Below are 17,258 nucleotides of genomic sequence, written 5' to 3'. Positions count from 1 at the left end.
TGACGCGCCGGTGACGGTTCCTTGGCGGCTCACCGGCATGCAGACCTTAATGAACTCTGCCGGGGACCGGCAATGCGCCGATGCGGGGCAGCCGAGCATCATGGCCTGTGGGGAGCACTGCTGGAGGTTCCGGTGCCGGGTACCGGCAGGTGTCCGGCACCGGGACCCGGAGCGAGCGTGCGCCATCGGGCGCGGCTGACGGGCACCTCGGGCGGTAGGAGGGGGAAGACATGCGAACGTTTCTGGCTGCGGCCACCGGTCTGCCGACCATCCTGCCGACCGCCGCCCTCGTCGTGATCGTCTGCTTCTGGCTGCCGGTCGCCCTGGGGGTCGCCTCGGCCCGCGACTTCGACGCGGACGCCGACCTCCGGTCCTGGGGCATGGGCGGTGTCCCCGTGGCGGTCGCCCTGCCGGCGCTGCCGGCGCTGGCCTGGTCCCTGAGTGTCGCGACGCCCCTCCTGCTGACGGCGTTCGCACCACCGGGCCCGGCCACCGGCCTTCTGCGCCTGGTCGTCCCGGTCGCGGCGCTGCTCGCCGCCTGGCGGCTGACGTGTCTGCTCGTACGGCCGCTGCACCGGCTCTTCCCCGACGAACCCGGTCTTCGCGAACTCCGCCATGCAGGGCGACGCGCCGCCTGAACGACAGCACCAGCGGGACCCCTTCCTCACGCTTCAACACCCTTATGCCGCAAGGACGTATGCCATGAATGCCATCATCGTGGGCGGCGGCGCGCTCGTCGCCGCCATCCTGCTCGCCGTGCTCCTCGTCTCCCGTCTGTTCCGCAAGGTGGAGCAGGGCAAGGCCCTGATCGTCTCCAAGCTGCGCAAGGTCGACGTGACCTTCACCGGTCAGCATCCGGCCCGGGCTGGGCGGTTCGGACCCGCTCGACGCTCGGGCCGCCGTGCGAGCCGTGCTCAGTGGCCGCGCCCGGGTCCGGGCCAAGTCCGGCGACGGTCCGGTGCACAGCGCCCGGATCTTCAAGGCCGCCAAGGACTTCGCGGTCAAGGCTCGTACCCAGCCGATCAACCAGCTCAAGGCCGTCCTGGTCATCGCTGATCCCGCCCTGCGGGAACAGCTGTCAGGCCTGGGCGATGCCGAACTGTTCCGCACCTGCGCGCCTCGCCCTGCACGACGGTGGGGGAGACGAGGACGCGGTGGCCCAGGTCACCTACCTGACGCTGCGCATGCTGGCCGAGCGCGTCGAGCAGCTCACCGGGCAGATCGATGAGCTGAACCAGCGCCTGACCCGGCTCGTCGTACGCCACGCCCCACAGTTACTCGTACCGGTGGGCATCGGCCCGGACAGCGCCGTCACCCTCCTGATCACCATGGGAGACAACCCAGAGCGACTCAACACCGAGGCGTCCTTCGCCGCCCTGTGCGGCGTCAGCCCCATCGAGTAATCCTCGGGCCGTCGGACTCGCGTCGGCTCAACCACGGCGGCGACCGCCAGGCCAACGCGGCCCTGCACTGCATCGTCTTCACCCGCCTGCGCCACGACCCGCGCACCCAGGCGTACTACGAACGCCGCACCCAGGAAGGCAAGACCCGAGGCGAGATCATCCGATGCCTCAAGCGATACGCAGCCCGCGAGGTCTTCAACCTGGTCAGCCCGGTCGCCCGCACCCCCGCGTTATAGGGGCGTCCGTGATGGCGGGTGATACGGCGGAGCCCCGTCGGGAACCATCCCGACGGGGCTTTTGCCGGGTTCGTGATGGCCGTCGGTGACCTGTCGGTCTACGCGGACGCCCGTCACCCGGCCTGCCGAGGCGACGCCCTCATCTCTCCCCGGGAGCGGTGCAGGAGCGCCTGCGGGAGCAGCCGACCCGCCGCAGGAAGGCGTTCCCCGGTGGGAAATACTCTTCCGATGAGTTCACGTACTTCCCCGGTCAGCCAGCCGATCACGATACGGAGGGCCGTCGCGCGGGATGCCCAACGGCTCACGCGGCTCGTGCGTGGCTCAAGCGCCTACGAGGGTAAGTACGCAGCCGCAGTCGCGGGCTACCGGGTCGGTCCTGATTACATCGAGGCGCACCGCGTCTTCGTGGCCGTCGGGTCCGCCGAGTATGGAGACCGGGTCCTTGGGTTCTACTCGCTCGTCCTCGCTCCACCGGAGCTCGACCTGCTGTTCGTCGCCGACGAAGTGCAAGGACGGGGTATTGGACGGCGCCTCGTCGCGCACATGCAGTCCGAGGCCCGTGCCGCCGGGCTCGACCGTCTCAAAGTCGTGTCGCACCTTCCCGCCGAGGACTTCTATCACCGCGTCGGTGCGGTGCGGACCGGGACCGCGTTCGCGAACCCGCCCGCCGTGCCGTGGGACCGCCCCGAATTCGAGTTTCGCATTCCGTCGGAATGACGCGGTGTGCCGGTCGGCGGGGCACCGGCTTCGCCTGCAGGGTGGCCGGCTTGCAGGAGCGCTGGAAGCCGCGCGCTCGTGTGTGCCGTCGCCTCTGCCCCGGCGTGGTCATCGCCTGCGCCAGCGGCCTGCCCCCCCCGGCGGATTCCTCACCTCCGGCACTCCAAAGCCATCGCAATCGGCACGCGTTCATGAGGTGCTGGAAGAGGTCGATCGCTTCGTCAAGGCGACCGGCCTTGCGTACTGCACCGCCGGCATCCCGCAGTAGTTCCAGACCTGGCGGGCGTAGAAGGAAGTGGCCCGGGGTGCCCGGAAACGGCTTCAACCGGCCCGAGCCGAGGTGGCGTCCCGCCAAGTGGAGTAGGGGATCAAGGCGCCGGAATCCGCAGGTCGGAGACGGTGGCTACGCGGGTTCGGGCGTTCGCCCTGCTCCGGCGGGGCGCGTCGCGGACGGCCGCCTCGGCGGAGATCGCCACGGGCCTCGAACCGGAACGCGGAGCGCTTGACCCCCTGCACCACGTCGCGGGGCACGGCCCGAGCCGACCACATCCGCATCGTCAGCCTGCCCGGCGTCGGTGATCGTCGGCACGCCATGGAGCGCACCGCGGGCTCTGTCGACACGCGGCGTTCAGTCGCCATGCCGCCTTCGCGCCCCCGGACCGCAGCGGAGATCTCAGCAGGTCGAGGCGGAACTCGCGCAGCAACCGCAGGAGTGCAAAATAAAGATTCGAAGCCTTTCGTGTGAGCGTCGACGTGGGACAACCGGTGCGGTGCGGCGGGCCACTCGGGTGTCCGTCAAGGTCGATCAGAGAAGCCGCCTGCCGCATCGTCGTTCTTCGAGGACCGGCTCGAAGAAACCCAGCGCATCAACGAGCACATGCGCACCCAGGGCGGGGCGCAGCCGAAGACCCTCAGCCTGACTCGAGGACGCCGGCCGTCGGTCGAATCCTGACCGTCAGCGAACGAGGCCGTCGCCTGATCGCGGCGGTGCAGTCGAAGCACGGCCCGTGATCGGCCGCGGTTGACGCGCGGCGTGGCAGCTTCCACCCTGTTAGGGGGGTGAAAGGACCGCGGTCGTGAGTGGTGGGCGCAGTGGGTATCCCGAGCTGCTGACGGCTGCGGAGACGGCGGCGCCGGTGGAGGCCGTCGACGTGTTCGCGGAGGAGCTGCTGCGGCGCTTCGGCGCCACGAAGGTCTCATTTCTCATCGTCGATCTGACGGGGAAGGCAGTGGCGCGGCTCTCCACAGCCGGGGCGGTGGAGGACGGGCGGGAGGCGGAGCGGATCCCTCTCTTCGGCAGCGTCTACGAGGTCGTGATCCGAACCCAGCGGCCCTATCAAGAGGCGACAGACCAGGGGCAGCGGGTGATCGTGCCGGTCACCAACCGCGGAGACGCCATCGGACTGCTGGAACTGCTCCTGCCGGCCACCCCCGACCCGGACGTCCTGGAAGCGGTCGGGGAAGCCGCCCACGTGCTGGCGTACGTCGTGATCGCCAACGGGCGCTTCACCGATCTGTACACCTGGGGCAAACGCTCCCGGCCACCCACCCTGGCAGCGGAGATCCAGTACCAGCTGCTGCCGCCGTCGCTCTCGTGCGAGGCCGCCCAGTTCACTCTGTGCGGGAGTCTGGAGCCCTCCGCGGCCCTCAGCGGCGACACCTTCGACTACGCCCTGGACCGCGACACCCTGCACATTTCGGTGACCGATCCCATGGGCCACGACATCGACGCCGCCCTGGCCGCCACCGTCCTGGTGGGCGCCCTGCGTGGCGCCCGCCGCGCAGGAGCCGGTCTCGCGGAGCAGGCCCACCTCGCCGACCAGGCCCTGGCCGACCACAACCGCGGCCACGCCACCGGGCAGCTGCTGCGCATCAACCTCCACACCGGGCGGGCCCGGCTCGTCAACGCCGGCCACCCCTGGCCCCTGCGCATGCGCGACGGGATCGCGGAGACGATCACCTGCCAGGTGGACCATCCCTTCGGGCTGTCCGTGCGCCTACCCCACCCCTACCGCGTCCAGGACATCGATCTGCGTTCCGGTGACCGTCTGCTCATGCTGACCGACGGCATGCTCGAACATCAAGGAGACAAGGTCGACCTTGCCGACCTGCTGGAGAGGACCCGGGATCTGCACCCGCGGGAGACCGCGCTGATCTTGACCTCCGCAGTCCTCGACGCGGCAGGCGGCCGCCTCGAGGACGACGCCACCGTGATGTGCCTCGACTGGCACGGCCCCCAGCACACCCAGCGACACGTCAGCTCCGGCGCGGACACCCGGCAAGCCTCAGCAGCCCGTACGAAGCATCCGTGACCGCGGGCGCTCTCAGGGGAGGCCGCATGGTGGCCGCGGACCCGAATGACGTGAGGGCCGGTCCAGCCCGCCCTGTTCCTGCCGGAGGGCCTGTGCCCGCGATGACGGGCTCGACCCGGCCGAAGCGTTGATGATCAGGGCATGAGCCGGGGGCCGTAGTGCATGACGGCCTCCCTTGCCGGTGCCACGGGCACGGGCCCGGCGGGGGCAGGGCGCAGGCACAGTCGGTCCTTCCTCCTCGGGCCGCCTCACACTTCGACAGAGCGTTGACCGGCTTGGCCACTCCGGCCTCGCCAGGGGGCGGTGTACGCCGTGGTCAACCTGGACGTGCTGAGCGAGAGCGCGGGAGTGCGAACGGCTCATCCAGCACTGCGAGAGCCTCATCACCCGGGCCGCCATTAACGTCATGACCAGGCGCCTCACCCACACTGAAGAGGGGCCGCGCAGCGTGCCGATTGGCCACCCTTCCTGAGGCGTTGAACGCCGAGTGAATCATATCTGTCCCCGAGGGATCAGTTTTTGGAGGGCCGTGCAGCGGAAGCTTTTTGCCGCGAAGAGCAGAGCGGAATTATCCAACGTGCACGGGCCGTCCGGTGTGCTATTGTCCATCTCGGTTGCAGTTGTGGTTCCCAAAACTTCAAGCGCCCCCGCCGGGCCTCTGTCGGTCGGGAGCACTTTTGTATTTCCGGTCATTTCCGGGCGGGGTAATCATCGCGGCGACACGGCGCCCGCGCAGTGCGGACGCCGATGCACTGCCCCAAAGGAGATATGACATGGCTGCTGGTACCGTGAAGTGGTTCAACGCGGAAAAGGGCTTCGGCTTCATCGAGCAGGACGGTGGCGGCGCCGACGTGTTCGCCCACTACTCGAACATCGCCGCGCAGGGCTTTCGTGAGCTGCTCGAAGGTCAGAAGGTGAACTTCGACATCGCGCAGGGCCAGAAGGGCCCGACGGCCGAGAACATCGTTCCGGCCTGACGCTCACGCGCAATCCGTAGCTGGGGCCCGCATCCTTCGGGGTGCGGGCCCCAGCTGCACGCGTATCCCGGAGCGGCTTTCATCCGCGGGACGCCCCGGAGGAATCCGCAGTACCACCGCAAGGGTTCCTCCCTCAGGACGCAGGCGCACCCTGAAGCGCTGCCCCGCAGTCGGCGCCCGGATCGCAAAGTCCCCATCGCGTCACTAATTTCAGCACCTGCGCCCCCGGGATTTCGGCCGGCCAGATCTGCTTTCTTTTGCCACCGGTCCATACTCGTAATTCTCCGCGCCGTTCATCGCAGCGGAAATTCCTTGATATGTGCCACATCGAGGAAGGTTCCGTATGAACCGCACGTACACGAATGACCGCCCCGCCCGCTCCCGTGAAATGCTGGCCGCGGCTTTGGAGGCCGAGGTCGACTGACGCGGCACAGCACGGCTGGCACCTGCTCTTCGAAGACCGCCACCCGCACGCCGGCGGTGAACAGCACTACGCCGCCTACCTGGAGAAACAACGACGGCTTCGAGATCGAACCCGTCGCCATCAGTCCAACCGAGCCAGGGTGAGCTCAACCAATACAGGTATTGACAATTACTCGTCGGTCCGCCTGAGCGTTGAGGCCCGTGGGCTCGCCGAGTCAGGCGATCGACGTCATGGCCCGTCGCCTCACAGGTACTTCCGAACCGACCTGGCGTGAGGTACAGGTGGCGGTTGACGGTCCAGCCCGTGCTCGACAGGCTTCAGGGCTGGTCATACCAGGCGAATGCTGTGATCCGCCAGCCGTCTGAGGTGCGGACGAACTGGATGGTCTTGGTCCCGCCACCCTCGAACAGCTCACCGTCCAAGATCCCGGACTTGCGGTACTCGCCGAACCGCGACGCGATATCGCCCGCGATATCGGTCCGTTCGGAGACCTCCCACTCGGAAAACTCGACCAGCCGACCGTCAGTCAGCAGGCGCTGGCGGGGCTCGATGAACTCGTCCACGGTGTAGACCGTGAACTCCGGTCCGGTCTTGACGATCACACCGCTTGGAAGAACCAGCTGGCGGATCCGGGCCACCTCGGCAGCCTTGCCACCCCGGTTGTCAAAGGCGCCGAAGAACTCGGCGGTCACCGCGTCGATCTCGGTCTTGGACATGGCGCGACAGTAACAGCGAAGGAGCGTGGACATCAGCCGTCGCCAATACCGCCGCAGGCTGTGTCCCGCGGTGGTTCCGTGGGTTGGCCCGCTCCGAGGAGGGCCAAGCCGGCAGCCTGACGCCCGGCGTGCAGCGAGGGCAGGGTGGATAGCAGGCTCGCCCGCTGGAGCCGCGCGCTAGGGTTCCCGTATGCGTTTCATGATCTTGCCGCCGCCCGTCCGGTAGCGGGCGGCACAAAGACCAGCTTCGACCCCGGCCACAGAGTTGCCGGGGCGATGGATGCCGTCCGCACACCGCGTGGACCCCTTTCGGCCATCCATCATGGAGACGCACCGCATGACCACATCTGCCATGACGCCGCTTCGACGTGGCCTGCTCTTCGTGGCAGCCGCAGCGATCGCCTGGGGAGCGGGTGGCGCGGCGGCGGAGGAGCTCTTCCGCACCAGCGGCCTCGGCCCCATAGCCGTGTCGTTCTGGCGTTTCGCCATCGCCGCTACTCTCCTGGCCGCACGGCACCTCCGACATTCTGCTCCGGCCGGACCCGTCCCGGACTGGCGCACCTCCGTCCTGACCGGCATCGCCCTGGCGGCTTACCAGACTGCCTATTTCGGTGCCGTGCAGGACGCCGGACTTGCACTGGGTACGCTGATCACACTTGGCGCGAGCCCGATCCTGGTCAGTGCCGGAGCGCACGTCCTGTTCGATGAACGGCTCAGTAAGCGCGGTGCCGTCGCGATCGGGATCGCTCTCACGGGCCTGTTGCTTCTGGTTGCGCATCCAGGTTCCGGGCCCCGTCCCTTTCTGGGCGTCACGCTGGCCCTACTCTCGGCCGTCGGCTACAGCGCCGTCACCCTGTGGGCCCGCAAGGCGGGCACCACGAGCGCGGGCGCGACCACCTGGGGAGCAGGAGCACTATGCCTCCTGCCAATTGCGCTGACCCAAGGCGTCTGGCCCCGGACTGGGCACACCATCGAGTCCACCAGCTGGCTGATCTTCCTAGGCGTCGTGCCGACCCTGCTGGCCTACCGCTGGTACTTCGCCGGGCTGACCACGGTGCCCAGCACCACCGCCGCCGTCCTCGTGCTCCTCGAACCGGTCACGGCCGCGCTCCTTGCCATTCTGCTCGGCGAGCAGATCAACTCGGCCCTCATACTCGGATCGATCCTGCTACTGACGGCTATCGCCGTCCTGGCCCGCGACCAAGCATGAGCTCGTTGGCCTCGCCAGCACCCAACTGGCGAGGGCAACGCACCTGGAGGCATCCACAAGTCTTGACAATTGCTCTGCGCGGCACATGCCGACTGGGATCGTGAACGGCGACCTCCATGGTGTCGGGGTGCGCAGTCAGTTCCGGTGTCCAGCGGCTCCCGCCGTGGCGCCAGGCATCGGTGACGAGCTCGGACACGACCAAGAGCACCGTGTCCGCCGCGTCAGGAGCCACGGTCGGCTGTGACACTGGCAATCACCGTGATCATCAGGGTCACCCTGATCTCTGAATCGTCCATGTCCCCGCCCTGGCTACCCGACCCCTGTGCCCCACACTCCACCTGCCAACCCCGCAGAGCCCCAGTGCTTGCCTGAAGTGGGCGGAGGACCACAACCGACGCGTGACGGCACCTGCTGCCGTGAGCCCGTGTCTCCGTAGCCCGCGGACTGCTCAAGTCAGGGGCCGTGCGGGTTCGCCGCCCCGGGATCGTCGAGGGCGGCGCAGGGCCTCGTGCCGCACTTGTCAACGGCCGATTTGCTGGGCGTCACGGCTGGAGACACCGTCCCGGTCGGCGACGCCACGCTCAGTCGGCCGTGCTGCGCGGCGGGGGCCACTGAGTGCGCCGGACCGAGCCTCGGAGCTGCTCGAACCATCTGGGGGCCGGTCGAGGCAGACCGGTCGAGGCGGACTACCTCCTCTTCGAGGGCGCGGAAATCTATCCCAGCCGGAGTAGACATTCGGCGGCGGTGTAGTTAAGGTTCCTCTCGTAGCCGAGATCGAGCAAGGCCCGGCAGACACGAACTGCCGGGCAGTATCACCAGTTGCAGTTGGCATGACGGTGCGGTGGTGGAGTTCCGAAGCCAGAGTGGTCGCAGGACGGCGACGGGACTGACGACCGGACCGGGTGGCCCGCGGTGATCAGGGGCCGCCATGAGCAGCACCGCAGTGGCAGTACCTCGGTGAAGGCGTCGGCTGCGGGCGCGCGCACCGGGAGGTTCGGCAGTGGGGTTCCAAGCCAGAGCAGACGCAGGACAGGCGACGGGGCCGGCTGTCGAAGGGTGGCTCTGTTTCGAGGCCACCAGCAGTTCGCAGTTTCCGTAAGTGAGTAGTTGATCAAGAGGGAAGAACGGAGGAGCCGAGCGCCATCAGGATCGCCCGGGGTGGAAGTCTTGGACCCGGGTACCGCAGGACATCGATAGTGAGGTGGTCTCCGGTCGAGCAACCGCGATCCCCGCGCCCCCGACAGTGTCTCGGTCGGGTCCGCGGAAACTGAGGGCCGGTGCAGTATCAGGGCCGGCAGATGGTGTAGTAGTTCCTTCGGGGCCCTGGTGCCAGTACGGCGCCAGGGCCCCTCGACGCGTTTTACAGAGAGGTGCAATGACAGCAGACGACACATTCGGCCGTCTCGATGACGACGACTACCCCGCCTACACCATGGGCCGGGCCGCCGAGATGCTCGGCACCACACAGGGCTTCCTCCGCGCCATCGGCGAAGCCCGCCTCATCACCCCACTCCGCTCCGCAGGCGGCCACCGCCGCTACTCCCGCTACCAGCTGCGCATCGCCGCCCGCGCCCGGGAACTCGTCGACCAGGGCACCCCCATCGAGGCCGCCTGCCGCATCATCATCCTCGAGGACCAGCTCGAAGAAGCCCAGCGCCTCAACGCCGAATACCGCCGCGCCGCGGAGTCGGCGAACCCGACCGCAGCAGCGTGAGACGAGCGTGCCCGTGCACGTCGGCGGGCACCGCACGCATGGTCTGCCGTGCGGCGTGATCGTTCCTGTGGTGACGCGGCGTGTGGGCGTGTAGCGTTCTGTGTCAGCTGTCGTGGTTCGGAATTTCCCCCTGCCCGCGCCTTAGGTGTGGGCGTTTTGCTGTGCTGTGTCGCAGGAACCAGGGCGATCACCTCCGCCTGCCACATGGAGTGGGGGGCGTTCATCGACTGGAAGGTATGAGACATGGCTACGGGAACTGTGAAGTGGTTCAACGCGGAGAAGGGCTTCGGCTTCATCGCCCAGGACGGCGGCGGCCCGGACGTCTTCGCGCACTACTCCGCGATCAACTCCTCGGGCTTTCGTGAGCTCCAGGAGGGCCAGGCCGTGACGTTCGACGTCACCCAGGGCCAGAAGGGTCCGCAGGCCGAGAACATCAACCTGGTCTGACCTCGCAGACCTGCCCGAGCGATCGCGCACACTGCGTCCGGGGAACGCCACCCGTGCGGGCTTTGCCGCCCACCGGGCGAAGCGCCTGCTCTCGCGCCGGGCGTGTACAGGATCAGGGGCCGCGCTGCCATGGCTGCGCGGCCCCTGATGTGTTGAGGCGAGTGCGACCTCGGCCGAACCTCTTGACCCCAGTTGCTTCGAGCGTCGTACGGTTCGGGTGCCGTATGCCCTGCGCCTCGGTTCGCGCAGTCCGGAGCAGTAGACAGTCAGGTGCCCGTCCAGGCGGCGAGGAAGGCTTGCCGTACATCCGGATCGTCCCATCTGCGGTCCGCATGCAGAACGCGCCGGGCGGTGAGAACGAGATCTCGGAGCCGCAACTCGCCGATGACCTGTGTCGTGAGGTCAGGCAAATGGTCGGACTCGGCGAGGGCTTGACCGATCACTTCCCCGGCCGCTGTGCGCCGGGGCGGAGTCATCTCATCGATGGCCGAGAGGATCTGCCCTGGCCTGGGCGGTTCCCTCTCCTTCCAGAGAACGCAGCACCTGAGCCTTCATGTTGACGGGTAGCAGGTACGCGGTGCCCGACGACCTCCACAGGTCCGACCAGAAGCGTTCTCCCGCCTTGGTGGGGGCAGGCAGCGCGGCCTGCAGCCCGAGGAGATGGCCGGTGGCCGCATAGCCGTCGGAGTGGGCGGCCGCGACGACTGCGATGCCGGCGACGCGCTCCACATCGAGCTGGCCGGCCTCGAGATGTGGAGCCGGGTCCAGTTGGTGTTCCAACTGGTCTGCGAGGGCGGTGGATACGTGCGGGCGGACCTCAGGATGCATCGGCGATCCTTGCGCTCAGGCGAGCGGAGATGCCCGTTCGGAAGCCCCTGGTCTTTCCCATGGCCGGTCGTTCTACTCCGCTTCGGCAGGCCCAATCGGCGGGAGGGGCGACAGGGCTGAAGTTCACGCGGCGGCGAGCCGGCCCGGGCCCGGCTGTCGACGGCGTGGCTCCGGACCGACCTCCCATGAATGCTGCCGGAGTGAGGTCTCTTAGCATTACCGCATTGCTGTCAGTGACACCCAGTTGCCCGAGGGAGAACGAGAAGCTGTGTCCCGTGATGCCGCTGACGTCGAATACGGTCACGCTGCCTCAGCGCGTGGAGAGCGCCGCGAAGACGGGCCACCCGACGGATCGCGAGGCGGACACGCAGGGGAGAAGACTCACTCGGTTTCCGCCCTGGTGGAGCGGGCGGCCGACCTGGCCGAACCGATCAAGCCGAAATTGCGTGGCTGGCTCCATGCCGGAATGGTGCCCGCCGCACTGATCGCGGGCGTCGTACTCATCTGCCTGGCCCGTACTCCGCAGGCAGTCCTGGCCTGCGCCGTGTACTCGGTCACCGCCTGGCTGCTGTTCGCAACGAGCGCCGTCTACCACCGCGGCACCTGGGGATCGCTGGGCGAGGCTCTTCTACGACGACTCGACCACGCCAACATCTTCCTGATCACCGCCGGCACCTGCACCCCTCTGGCCGTGATGCTCCTCCCGCCGGAACAGCGGTCCATGCTGCTGTGGATCGTATGGACGGGAGCAGTGGCCGGCATCGTGTTCCGGGTCCTGTGGGTCGGAGCTCCGCGCTGGCTGTACACCCCGTGTTACCTGGCGTTGGGGTGGGCACCTGTACGCTACCTGGCCGACTTCCTGCACACCGGCGGAGCAGCCGTAGTCGTCCTGATCGTTGTCGGCGGTCTCCTCTACAGCGCGGGCGCGGTCGTCTACGCCCTGCAGCGGCCCGACCCCTCACCCCGCTGGTTCGGCTACCACGAGGTCTTCCACGCCCTGACCGTGGCAGCCTTCACCGCGCACTACATCGCCATCTCCCTGGCCACCTACTGAGGGCGCGGCGACGAGTATTGCCTCGCTCGCTGTTGATGCTTCCTCCAACTTCCCCCACCACTCCGAGCTGTTCCGCACGTGCGCGCGCCTCGCCCGCACGACGGTGGGGGAGACGAGGACGCGGTGGCCCAGGCCACCCACCTGACATTGCGTATGCTCGCCGAGCGCGTTGAGCAGCTCACCGGGCAGATCGATGAGCTGAACCACCGCCTGACCCGGCTCGTCGAACGCCACGCCCCGCAGCTGCTCATACCGGTGGGTATCGGTCCGGACAGCGCCGTCACTCTCCTGATCACCATGGGGGACAACCCCGACCGGCTGAACACCGAGGCGTCCTTTGCTGCCCTTTGCGGAGTCAGCCCCATCGAGTGCTCTTCCGGCCGTCGGAGCACGCGCCGGCTCAACCACGGCGGTGATCGCCAGGCCCATGCCGCCCTGCACCGCATCGTCTTCACCCGGCTGCGCCACGATCCGCGCACCCAGGCGTACTGCGAACGCCGCACGCAGGAGGGCAAGACCCGGCGCATGAGTGCACGTGCGTCCTGCAACTAGGACACCACAGCTGAGGTCAGTGCGTCACCACAGCCTTCGCGACCGAGAGCGCCCAGTTGTGCGACGGAGCAATGGCGCAGTGCCTCCTCGCGCAGTGAACTGCGCACGAGGGGTGTGCGAGCGGCGCAACCGTGACGGTCGTACGCTTTCTGCGCCGCTGTTTGGTCAGGACTGTGGGGTGCGGCCCATCTCGGCGGTGAAGATCACAGGGTCGCTGTCGAACCCTCGGGCCATCTCGTGGAACTCCCAGGTTCCCGAGGCGTCCCTGGTGAACTCCGCGACGGTCGCGGCGGTGTATCCGGAGACGTGTGTGAAGTCGTTCTTCAGTAGTTCCCTTTACTCCTCGACGACCAGGACTCCGGCGTTCGATATGTCACCGGAAACTTTGGGGCCACTGATCTGGTGGATCGCGACACCCACCACCGCGCGTGCGAAGGAGGAAGCGAGGCGATCGAGCTCCAGGGTCATCGCTTCCACGTAGCCGAAGCCTCGCCCGGTCTGACTGTGCCGGCTCATGTTGATGGTGCCGTCCGGTGAGCGGCTGTCGAAGTGCACGACGTACACGGGCTGCCCGAAGGGGGCGTCGGCCGAGTAGGTGGTGGCGATGATGTCGAGATGATGGGGCGGCTGATCCCAGGGACTCGGGTCCCATTTGAGCCGGACCTCGGCCTTCCCCACGCCGTGGCTGTCGCTGCTCACCGAATTGCTGCCTCTCTTTCAAGCCATCGCACGGCACCTGCACTGGAGGCGCCTGAGCTCGGGCAGGAGCCAGTCCCCTCACGTACTCCTGGGGCCATGGGGCCATGGGGCCTTGCGTCGGCTCGACCAGGGCGGCGAACGCCGGCCCAACGCCGCCCCGCACCGCATTGTGATCACTCGGCTGGTCTTCGACCCCCGCACCCCGGCGTACGACGATCTCCGCCGCGCAGCCCGCCTTGCCAGGCTAGGACGCATGTCCTAATGTGTCGACTGTCGCTTAGGGCGGTCGTCCTAGGGGCGGTCGTCCGGTGTGAGGTGTTGTCGTGGGTACGCGCGAGCAGATCGTCGATGCGGCGAACCGCCTGTTCTACCAGCAGGGCTTCGAGCCGACGTCGTTCGCGGCGATCGCGGAGGCGGTGGGGATCTCCCGGGGCAACTTCTACTACCACTTCAAGACCAAGGACGAGATCCTTCAAGCGGTGATCGAGGCCCGACTGGTGAGCACGCGGAAGATGCTCGCCGAATGGACTGACGGCTCGGCAGACCCGCTTGATCGCGTGCGGCGGTTCGTTGAGATCGTCATCACCAACCGCGGTGACATCGAGAGCTACGGCTGCCCGGTGGGGACGCTGACGAACGAGCTTGCGAAGCTCGACCATCCCTCCCGTGCGCACGCCGTGGGCGTCTTCGAGCTGTTCCGTACCTGGCTGCGCGAGCAGTTCGAGGACCTCGGGTTCGAGGCAGAAGCCGATGACCTCGCCATGCACGTCCTGGCGTTCAGCCAAGGGGTTGCCACGCTGTCGAACGCGTTTCACGACAGCGACTTCGTGTATCGCGAGGTCGAGCGGATCAACACATGGCTGACCGGGCGACTGGCCTCTCACGCATCCGGCGACGCCGCGCGCTGAGCCGCTCCCGTTGCTTCTGGTTCCCTCCTTCGTACGCGTCCCTATCTGTGAGGAGACTTTCGTGTTCGTCGTCCTGCTCCGTTTCTCTGCCAACAAGGCCGCGGCCTCCGAGTACATGCCCGGGCATCAGAAGTGGATCCGCCAGGGCGTGGAGGACGGCGTCTTCCTGTTGGTCGGGAGCATCCAGCCGGCGCAGGGCGGCGCAGTGATCGCCACGGCGATCACCCGGGAGGACCTTCAGGCGCGAGTTGCCGAGGACCCGTTTGTGGTCCACGACGTCGTGGCGGCCGAGGTCATCGAGATCGCTCCGAACCTGACAGACCCGCGCCTCGCGTTCCTCGAGGACTGAAGACGCGCGGAGATGTTCGTTGCCCCGGTGGTGGGCCGCGCTGCAGCTTGGCGGGGTCGGCGCGCCCAGTTCCTCGCCGTCATCGGCGACCGCCCAGCCTCATCTTCTCCTCAGGGAAGCCTCAGAGTTTCACCAAGCGGTGGTTCGGCGGCGATCAGATGATCGACATGGTCGGCTCGGGCGCACCGATCCCTCCAGCGGGCGGTGGTCAGCGGTTCCGACCAACGGGGAAGAACTGCGAAACGGGGTTGCCGTGATCTACGAGAGCAAGTACCCGGATGTTCCCGTCGTCAACCGGCCCGTCCATGAATGGGTGCTGGGCGAGGCGGCCCTGCGCGGGACTCTGCCCGCGATGGTGGACGCCTCCAGCGGGCAGACGCTCAGCTACGGGGAGTTGGCCGCCATGGTCGGCAGGCTCGCGGCGGGTCTGGCCGCCGAGGGCATCGGCAAGGGCGAAGTGGTGGCGCTGCACTCGCCGAACACGATCCTGTTCCCGGTGGTGCTCTACGCCACCACCGCCGTGGGCGGGACGGTGACCACGCTGTCGCCGCTGGCCCTCCCTGCCGAGATTGCCAAGCAGCTGATCGACGCCGGGGCGCGTCTGATGGTGAGTGTGGCGGCGCTGATCGAGACCGCGCGGGACGCGGTCGAGCTGGTCCGGCGGCAGACCGGCCGGGAGATCGAGATCCTGGTCTGTGACAAGGCCGACGGCCATCCTCCGGTGCTGGGACTGCTCGGCGACGGCATCGTGCCGACCGTCGAGATCGATCCGGCCGTGGACGTCGCCGTGCTGCCGTACTCCAGCGGCACGACGGGCGTGCCCAAGGGGGTGATGCTGACCCATCGCAACCTGTGCACCAACCTCGCGCAGATGAACGGTCTGCATCGGGTCGACGAGGGCGACCGCGTCATCGCGATCCTGCCGTTCTTCCACATCTTCGGGCTGACCGCGCTGGTCAACAACGCGCTCCACCGCGGTGCCACCGTGTACGTACACGCGCGCTTCGACCTCGACGCGTTCCTGACCAGCCTCGAACGCGACCGGATCACCCATGCGTACGTCGCTCCGCCGGTCATGCTCGCCCTGGCCAAGCACCCCGCGGTCGGAACCCTGGACCTGTCGCATCTGCGGCGTGTCATCTGCGCGGCGGCGCCGCTGGACGCAGGGGTACAGGCGGCGGTGGCCGAGCGGCTGGGCGTGGAGGTCGGGCAGGCGTACGGCATGACCGAGCTGTCCCCGGCCTCGCACCTGCACGCCGACGGCAACCGTGACGAGCCCGTCGCGTGCGTGGGCCATCTGCTGCCGTCGACGCAGGCGCGGCTCGTCGACCCCGTCACCGGGCTGGACGTGGCGGCGGGCGAGCCGGGCGAGGTGTGGATCCGGGGGCCGCAGGTGATGAAGGGCTACTTCGGCCGTCCCGAGGACACCGACGTGAGCTGACCCCCGTTTCGTGGAGTCCCTGAAGCCAGGCTTATGATCCTGGCCCGAAGGAGAACCACGTGCAGTGCCAGCACCACGTAAATACCCCGACGAGCTCCGCGAGCGTGCCGTCCGTGAGGTCCGCACCACCGGCCGTCCGATCGCGCATGTCGCGAAGGACCTGGGCATCCACAAGGAGGCCCTGCGCGGCTGGGTCCGCCAAGCCGAGGCGGACACCGGGGAACGCGACGACCGGCTGACCACCGCAGAGCGGGACGAGCTGAAACAACTCCGCCGGGAGAACGCGGAGTTGAGGCGGGCGAACGAGATTCTGAAGGCCGCGAGCGCGTTTTTTGCGGCGGAACTCGACCGTCCCCGGACGAGGCCGACCAGGTGATCGAGCACCTCAGGGACAAGGGCCTCGGGGTCGGGTTCGCCGGCCGGGTGCTGGGGCTGTCCGAGTCGGCGTACTACGCGCGCAAGAAGCGGCCGAAGTCGGCCCGCCGACTGCGGGACGAGCAGCTCATGCCGCTGATCGAACAGGTCCATACCGAGTCCGGCGGCACCTATGGCGTCCGCCGGATCACCCGCGCGCTGCGGCGCAAGGGCGTCCACGTGGCCCGCTGCACCGTCGAGCGGCTGATGGCCGAACTGGGCCTCGAAGGCGTCATCCGCGGCCAGCGGCGCCGCACCACCGTGCCGGAGCCGGCGGCACCCAGGCCGCCGGACCTGGTCGACCGTGACTTCACCGCGAGCCGACCCGACCAGCTCTGGGTGGCCGACATGACCTATGTCCGCACCTGGACGGGCTGGGTGTATGTGGCGTTCGTCCTGGACGTCTTCTCCCGGACGATCGTCGGCTGGCAGGTCGCGAACCACATGCGAACCGAACTGCCGTTGGACGCACTGGAGATGGCGTTGTGGAGACGGAAGATCAAGAAGGACTCCGGCCTCATTCATCACAGCGACCGCGGGGCGCAATACGTATCAATTCGCTATACCGGGAGGCTGTCCGACGTCGGGGCTTCGGCCTCGGTCGGCTCGGTCGCGGACAGCTATGACAACGCGATGGCCGAGGCCCTGAACGGCACCTTCAAGGCCGAGCTGATCGAGATGCAGGGCCCCTGGAGGGACGTCGACCAGCTCGAGCGGGCGATCTTCCAGTGGGTCGCCTGGTACAACGAGGAACGGCTCCACTCCGCCCTCGACTACGTACCGCCCGCCGAGTACGAACGCGACTGGTGGCGACAGCAGGAGGCCACCCCGCAGTCCGCCTGAAACAAGATCGCCGG

General features: G+C 68.0%; 17 protein-coding genes and 3 pseudogenes. 16 read left to right on the top strand and 4 right to left on the bottom strand.

What is annotated here, in order from left to right:
- Nucleotides 1-230 precede the first annotated feature (230 nt).
- The 7 genes from U5640_RS06965 (at nt 231) to U5640_RS06935 (ending at nt 5,645) form a co-directional block, all read left to right on the top strand.
- On the top strand, nt 231-638 hold the full coding sequence (locus U5640_RS06965; protein ID WP_340374910.1) for a hypothetical protein: 408 nt from the start codon (nt 231-233) through the stop codon (nt 636-638).
- A 64-nt stretch (nt 639-702) separates the two neighbouring features.
- Complete coding sequence (locus tag U5640_RS06960; RefSeq protein WP_340385696.1) at nt 703-1,056, top strand: hypothetical protein; 354 nt, start codon at nt 703-705, stop codon at nt 1,054-1,056.
- 35 nt (nt 1,057-1,091) lie between these two features.
- Nucleotides 1,092-1,403 carry a transposase gene (locus tag U5640_RS06955; RefSeq protein WP_340374909.1) on the top strand — a complete coding sequence of 104 codons (312 nt, stop codon included), beginning with the start codon at nt 1,092-1,094 and terminating at the stop codon, nt 1,401-1,403.
- A complete protein-coding gene (locus U5640_RS06950; protein WP_340374908.1) occupies nt 1,379-1,639 on the top strand; it encodes a hypothetical protein in 261 nt (86 codons plus the stop codon). Before U5640_RS06955 ends, U5640_RS06950 begins: the two co-directional genes overlap by 25 nt.
- A gap of 228 nt (nt 1,640-1,867) precedes the next feature.
- A complete protein-coding gene (locus U5640_RS06945) occupies nt 1,868-2,356 on the top strand; it encodes a GNAT family N-acetyltransferase (RefSeq protein ID WP_340374907.1) in 489 nt (162 codons plus the stop codon).
- A 1,136-nt stretch (nt 2,357-3,492) separates the two neighbouring features.
- Nucleotides 3,493-4,668: a PP2C family protein-serine/threonine phosphatase gene (locus U5640_RS06940; RefSeq protein ID WP_340384980.1), complete on the top strand. Its 1,176-nt coding sequence runs from the start codon at nt 3,493-3,495 to the stop codon at nt 4,666-4,668.
- Nucleotides 4,669-5,441: 773 nt separating this feature from the next.
- Nucleotides 5,442-5,645, top strand: coding sequence for a cold-shock protein (locus U5640_RS06935; RefSeq protein WP_003973099.1), 204 nt, complete (start codon nt 5,442-5,444; stop codon nt 5,643-5,645).
- A gap of 741 nt (nt 5,646-6,386) precedes the next feature.
- On the opposite strand, the gene U5640_RS06930 is transcribed toward U5640_RS06935, so the two are convergent.
- On the bottom strand, nt 6,387-6,785 hold the full coding sequence (locus U5640_RS06930) for a DUF4440 domain-containing protein (protein ID WP_340374906.1): 399 nt from the start codon (nt 6,783-6,785) through the stop codon (nt 6,387-6,389).
- Nucleotides 6,786-7,122: 337 nt separating this feature from the next.
- Between U5640_RS06930 and U5640_RS06925 the strand changes: the two genes are divergently transcribed.
- Complete coding sequence (locus tag U5640_RS06925) at nt 7,123-7,995, top strand: DMT family transporter (RefSeq protein ID WP_340374905.1); 873 nt, start codon at nt 7,123-7,125, stop codon at nt 7,993-7,995.
- Nucleotides 7,996-8,086: 91 nt separating this feature from the next.
- On the opposite strand, the pseudogene U5640_RS06920 reads toward U5640_RS06925, so the two are convergent.
- A pseudogene (locus tag U5640_RS06920) lies at nt 8,087-8,233 on the bottom strand (ATP-binding protein); the annotation flags it as partial.
- 1,137 nt (nt 8,234-9,370) lie between these two features.
- Between U5640_RS06920 and U5640_RS06915 the strand changes: the two are divergent.
- Nucleotides 9,371-9,709: a MerR family transcriptional regulator gene (locus U5640_RS06915; RefSeq protein WP_340374904.1), complete on the top strand. Its 339-nt coding sequence runs from the start codon at nt 9,371-9,373 to the stop codon at nt 9,707-9,709.
- A gap of 243 nt (nt 9,710-9,952) precedes the next feature.
- Nucleotides 9,953-10,156 carry a cold-shock protein gene (locus U5640_RS06910; protein WP_006143223.1) on the top strand — a complete coding sequence of 68 codons (204 nt, stop codon included), beginning with the start codon at nt 9,953-9,955 and terminating at the stop codon, nt 10,154-10,156.
- Between the two features lie 477 nt (nt 10,157-10,633).
- Here U5640_RS06910 and U5640_RS06905 read toward each other — a convergent pair whose 3' ends face one another.
- Nucleotides 10,634-10,984: a hypothetical protein gene (locus U5640_RS06905; protein ID WP_340374903.1), complete on the bottom strand. Its 351-nt coding sequence runs from the start codon at nt 10,982-10,984 to the stop codon at nt 10,634-10,636.
- Nucleotides 10,985-11,384: 400 nt separating this feature from the next.
- Here U5640_RS06905 and U5640_RS06900 point away from each other — a divergent pair, with 400 nt between their 5' ends.
- Both U5640_RS06900 and U5640_RS06895 read left to right on the top strand, forming a co-directional pair.
- Entirely contained in the window at nt 11,385-12,038 is a 654-nt protein-coding gene (locus tag U5640_RS06900; RefSeq protein WP_340374902.1) for a hemolysin III family protein, read from the top strand.
- 123 nt (nt 12,039-12,161) lie between these two features.
- Nucleotides 12,162-12,590: a transposase gene (locus U5640_RS06895; protein WP_340374901.1), complete on the top strand. Its 429-nt coding sequence runs from the start codon at nt 12,162-12,164 to the stop codon at nt 12,588-12,590.
- Between the two features lie 165 nt (nt 12,591-12,755).
- Here the strand turns inward: U5640_RS06895 and U5640_RS06890 are convergent.
- Nucleotides 12,756-13,289 (bottom strand): annotated as a pseudogene (locus U5640_RS06890) (TerD family protein).
- A gap of 323 nt (nt 13,290-13,612) precedes the next feature.
- On the opposite strand from U5640_RS06890, the gene U5640_RS06885 reads away from it, so the two are divergent.
- The 4 genes and pseudogenes from U5640_RS06885 to U5640_RS06870 all read left to right on the top strand — a co-directional run bounded on the left by U5640_RS06885 (nt 13,613) and on the right by U5640_RS06870 (nt 17,244).
- Nucleotides 13,613-14,197: a TetR/AcrR family transcriptional regulator gene (locus U5640_RS06885; protein WP_340374900.1), complete on the top strand. Its 585-nt coding sequence runs from the start codon at nt 13,613-13,615 to the stop codon at nt 14,195-14,197.
- Nucleotides 14,198-14,258: 61 nt separating this feature from the next.
- Nucleotides 14,259-14,546 (top strand): YciI family protein, encoded by a 288-nt coding sequence (locus U5640_RS06880; protein ID WP_340374899.1) that lies wholly within the window; start codon nt 14,259-14,261, stop codon nt 14,544-14,546.
- Between the two features lie 253 nt (nt 14,547-14,799).
- Entirely contained in the window at nt 14,800-15,987 is a 1,188-nt protein-coding gene (locus U5640_RS06875) for an AMP-binding protein (RefSeq protein WP_340374898.1), read from the top strand.
- Nucleotides 15,988-16,051: 64 nt separating this feature from the next.
- Nucleotides 16,052-17,244: pseudogene (locus U5640_RS06870) on the top strand (IS3 family transposase).
- Nucleotides 17,245-17,258 lie beyond the last annotated feature (14 nt).

This window comes from Streptomyces sp. SS7 (genome assembly GCF_037993025.1).
Classification (GTDB): domain Bacteria; phylum Actinomycetota; class Actinomycetes; order Streptomycetales; family Streptomycetaceae; genus Streptomyces.
Note: the sequence above shows the minus strand (reverse complement) of the source record. Positions and strands in the feature narration are given on the sequence as shown.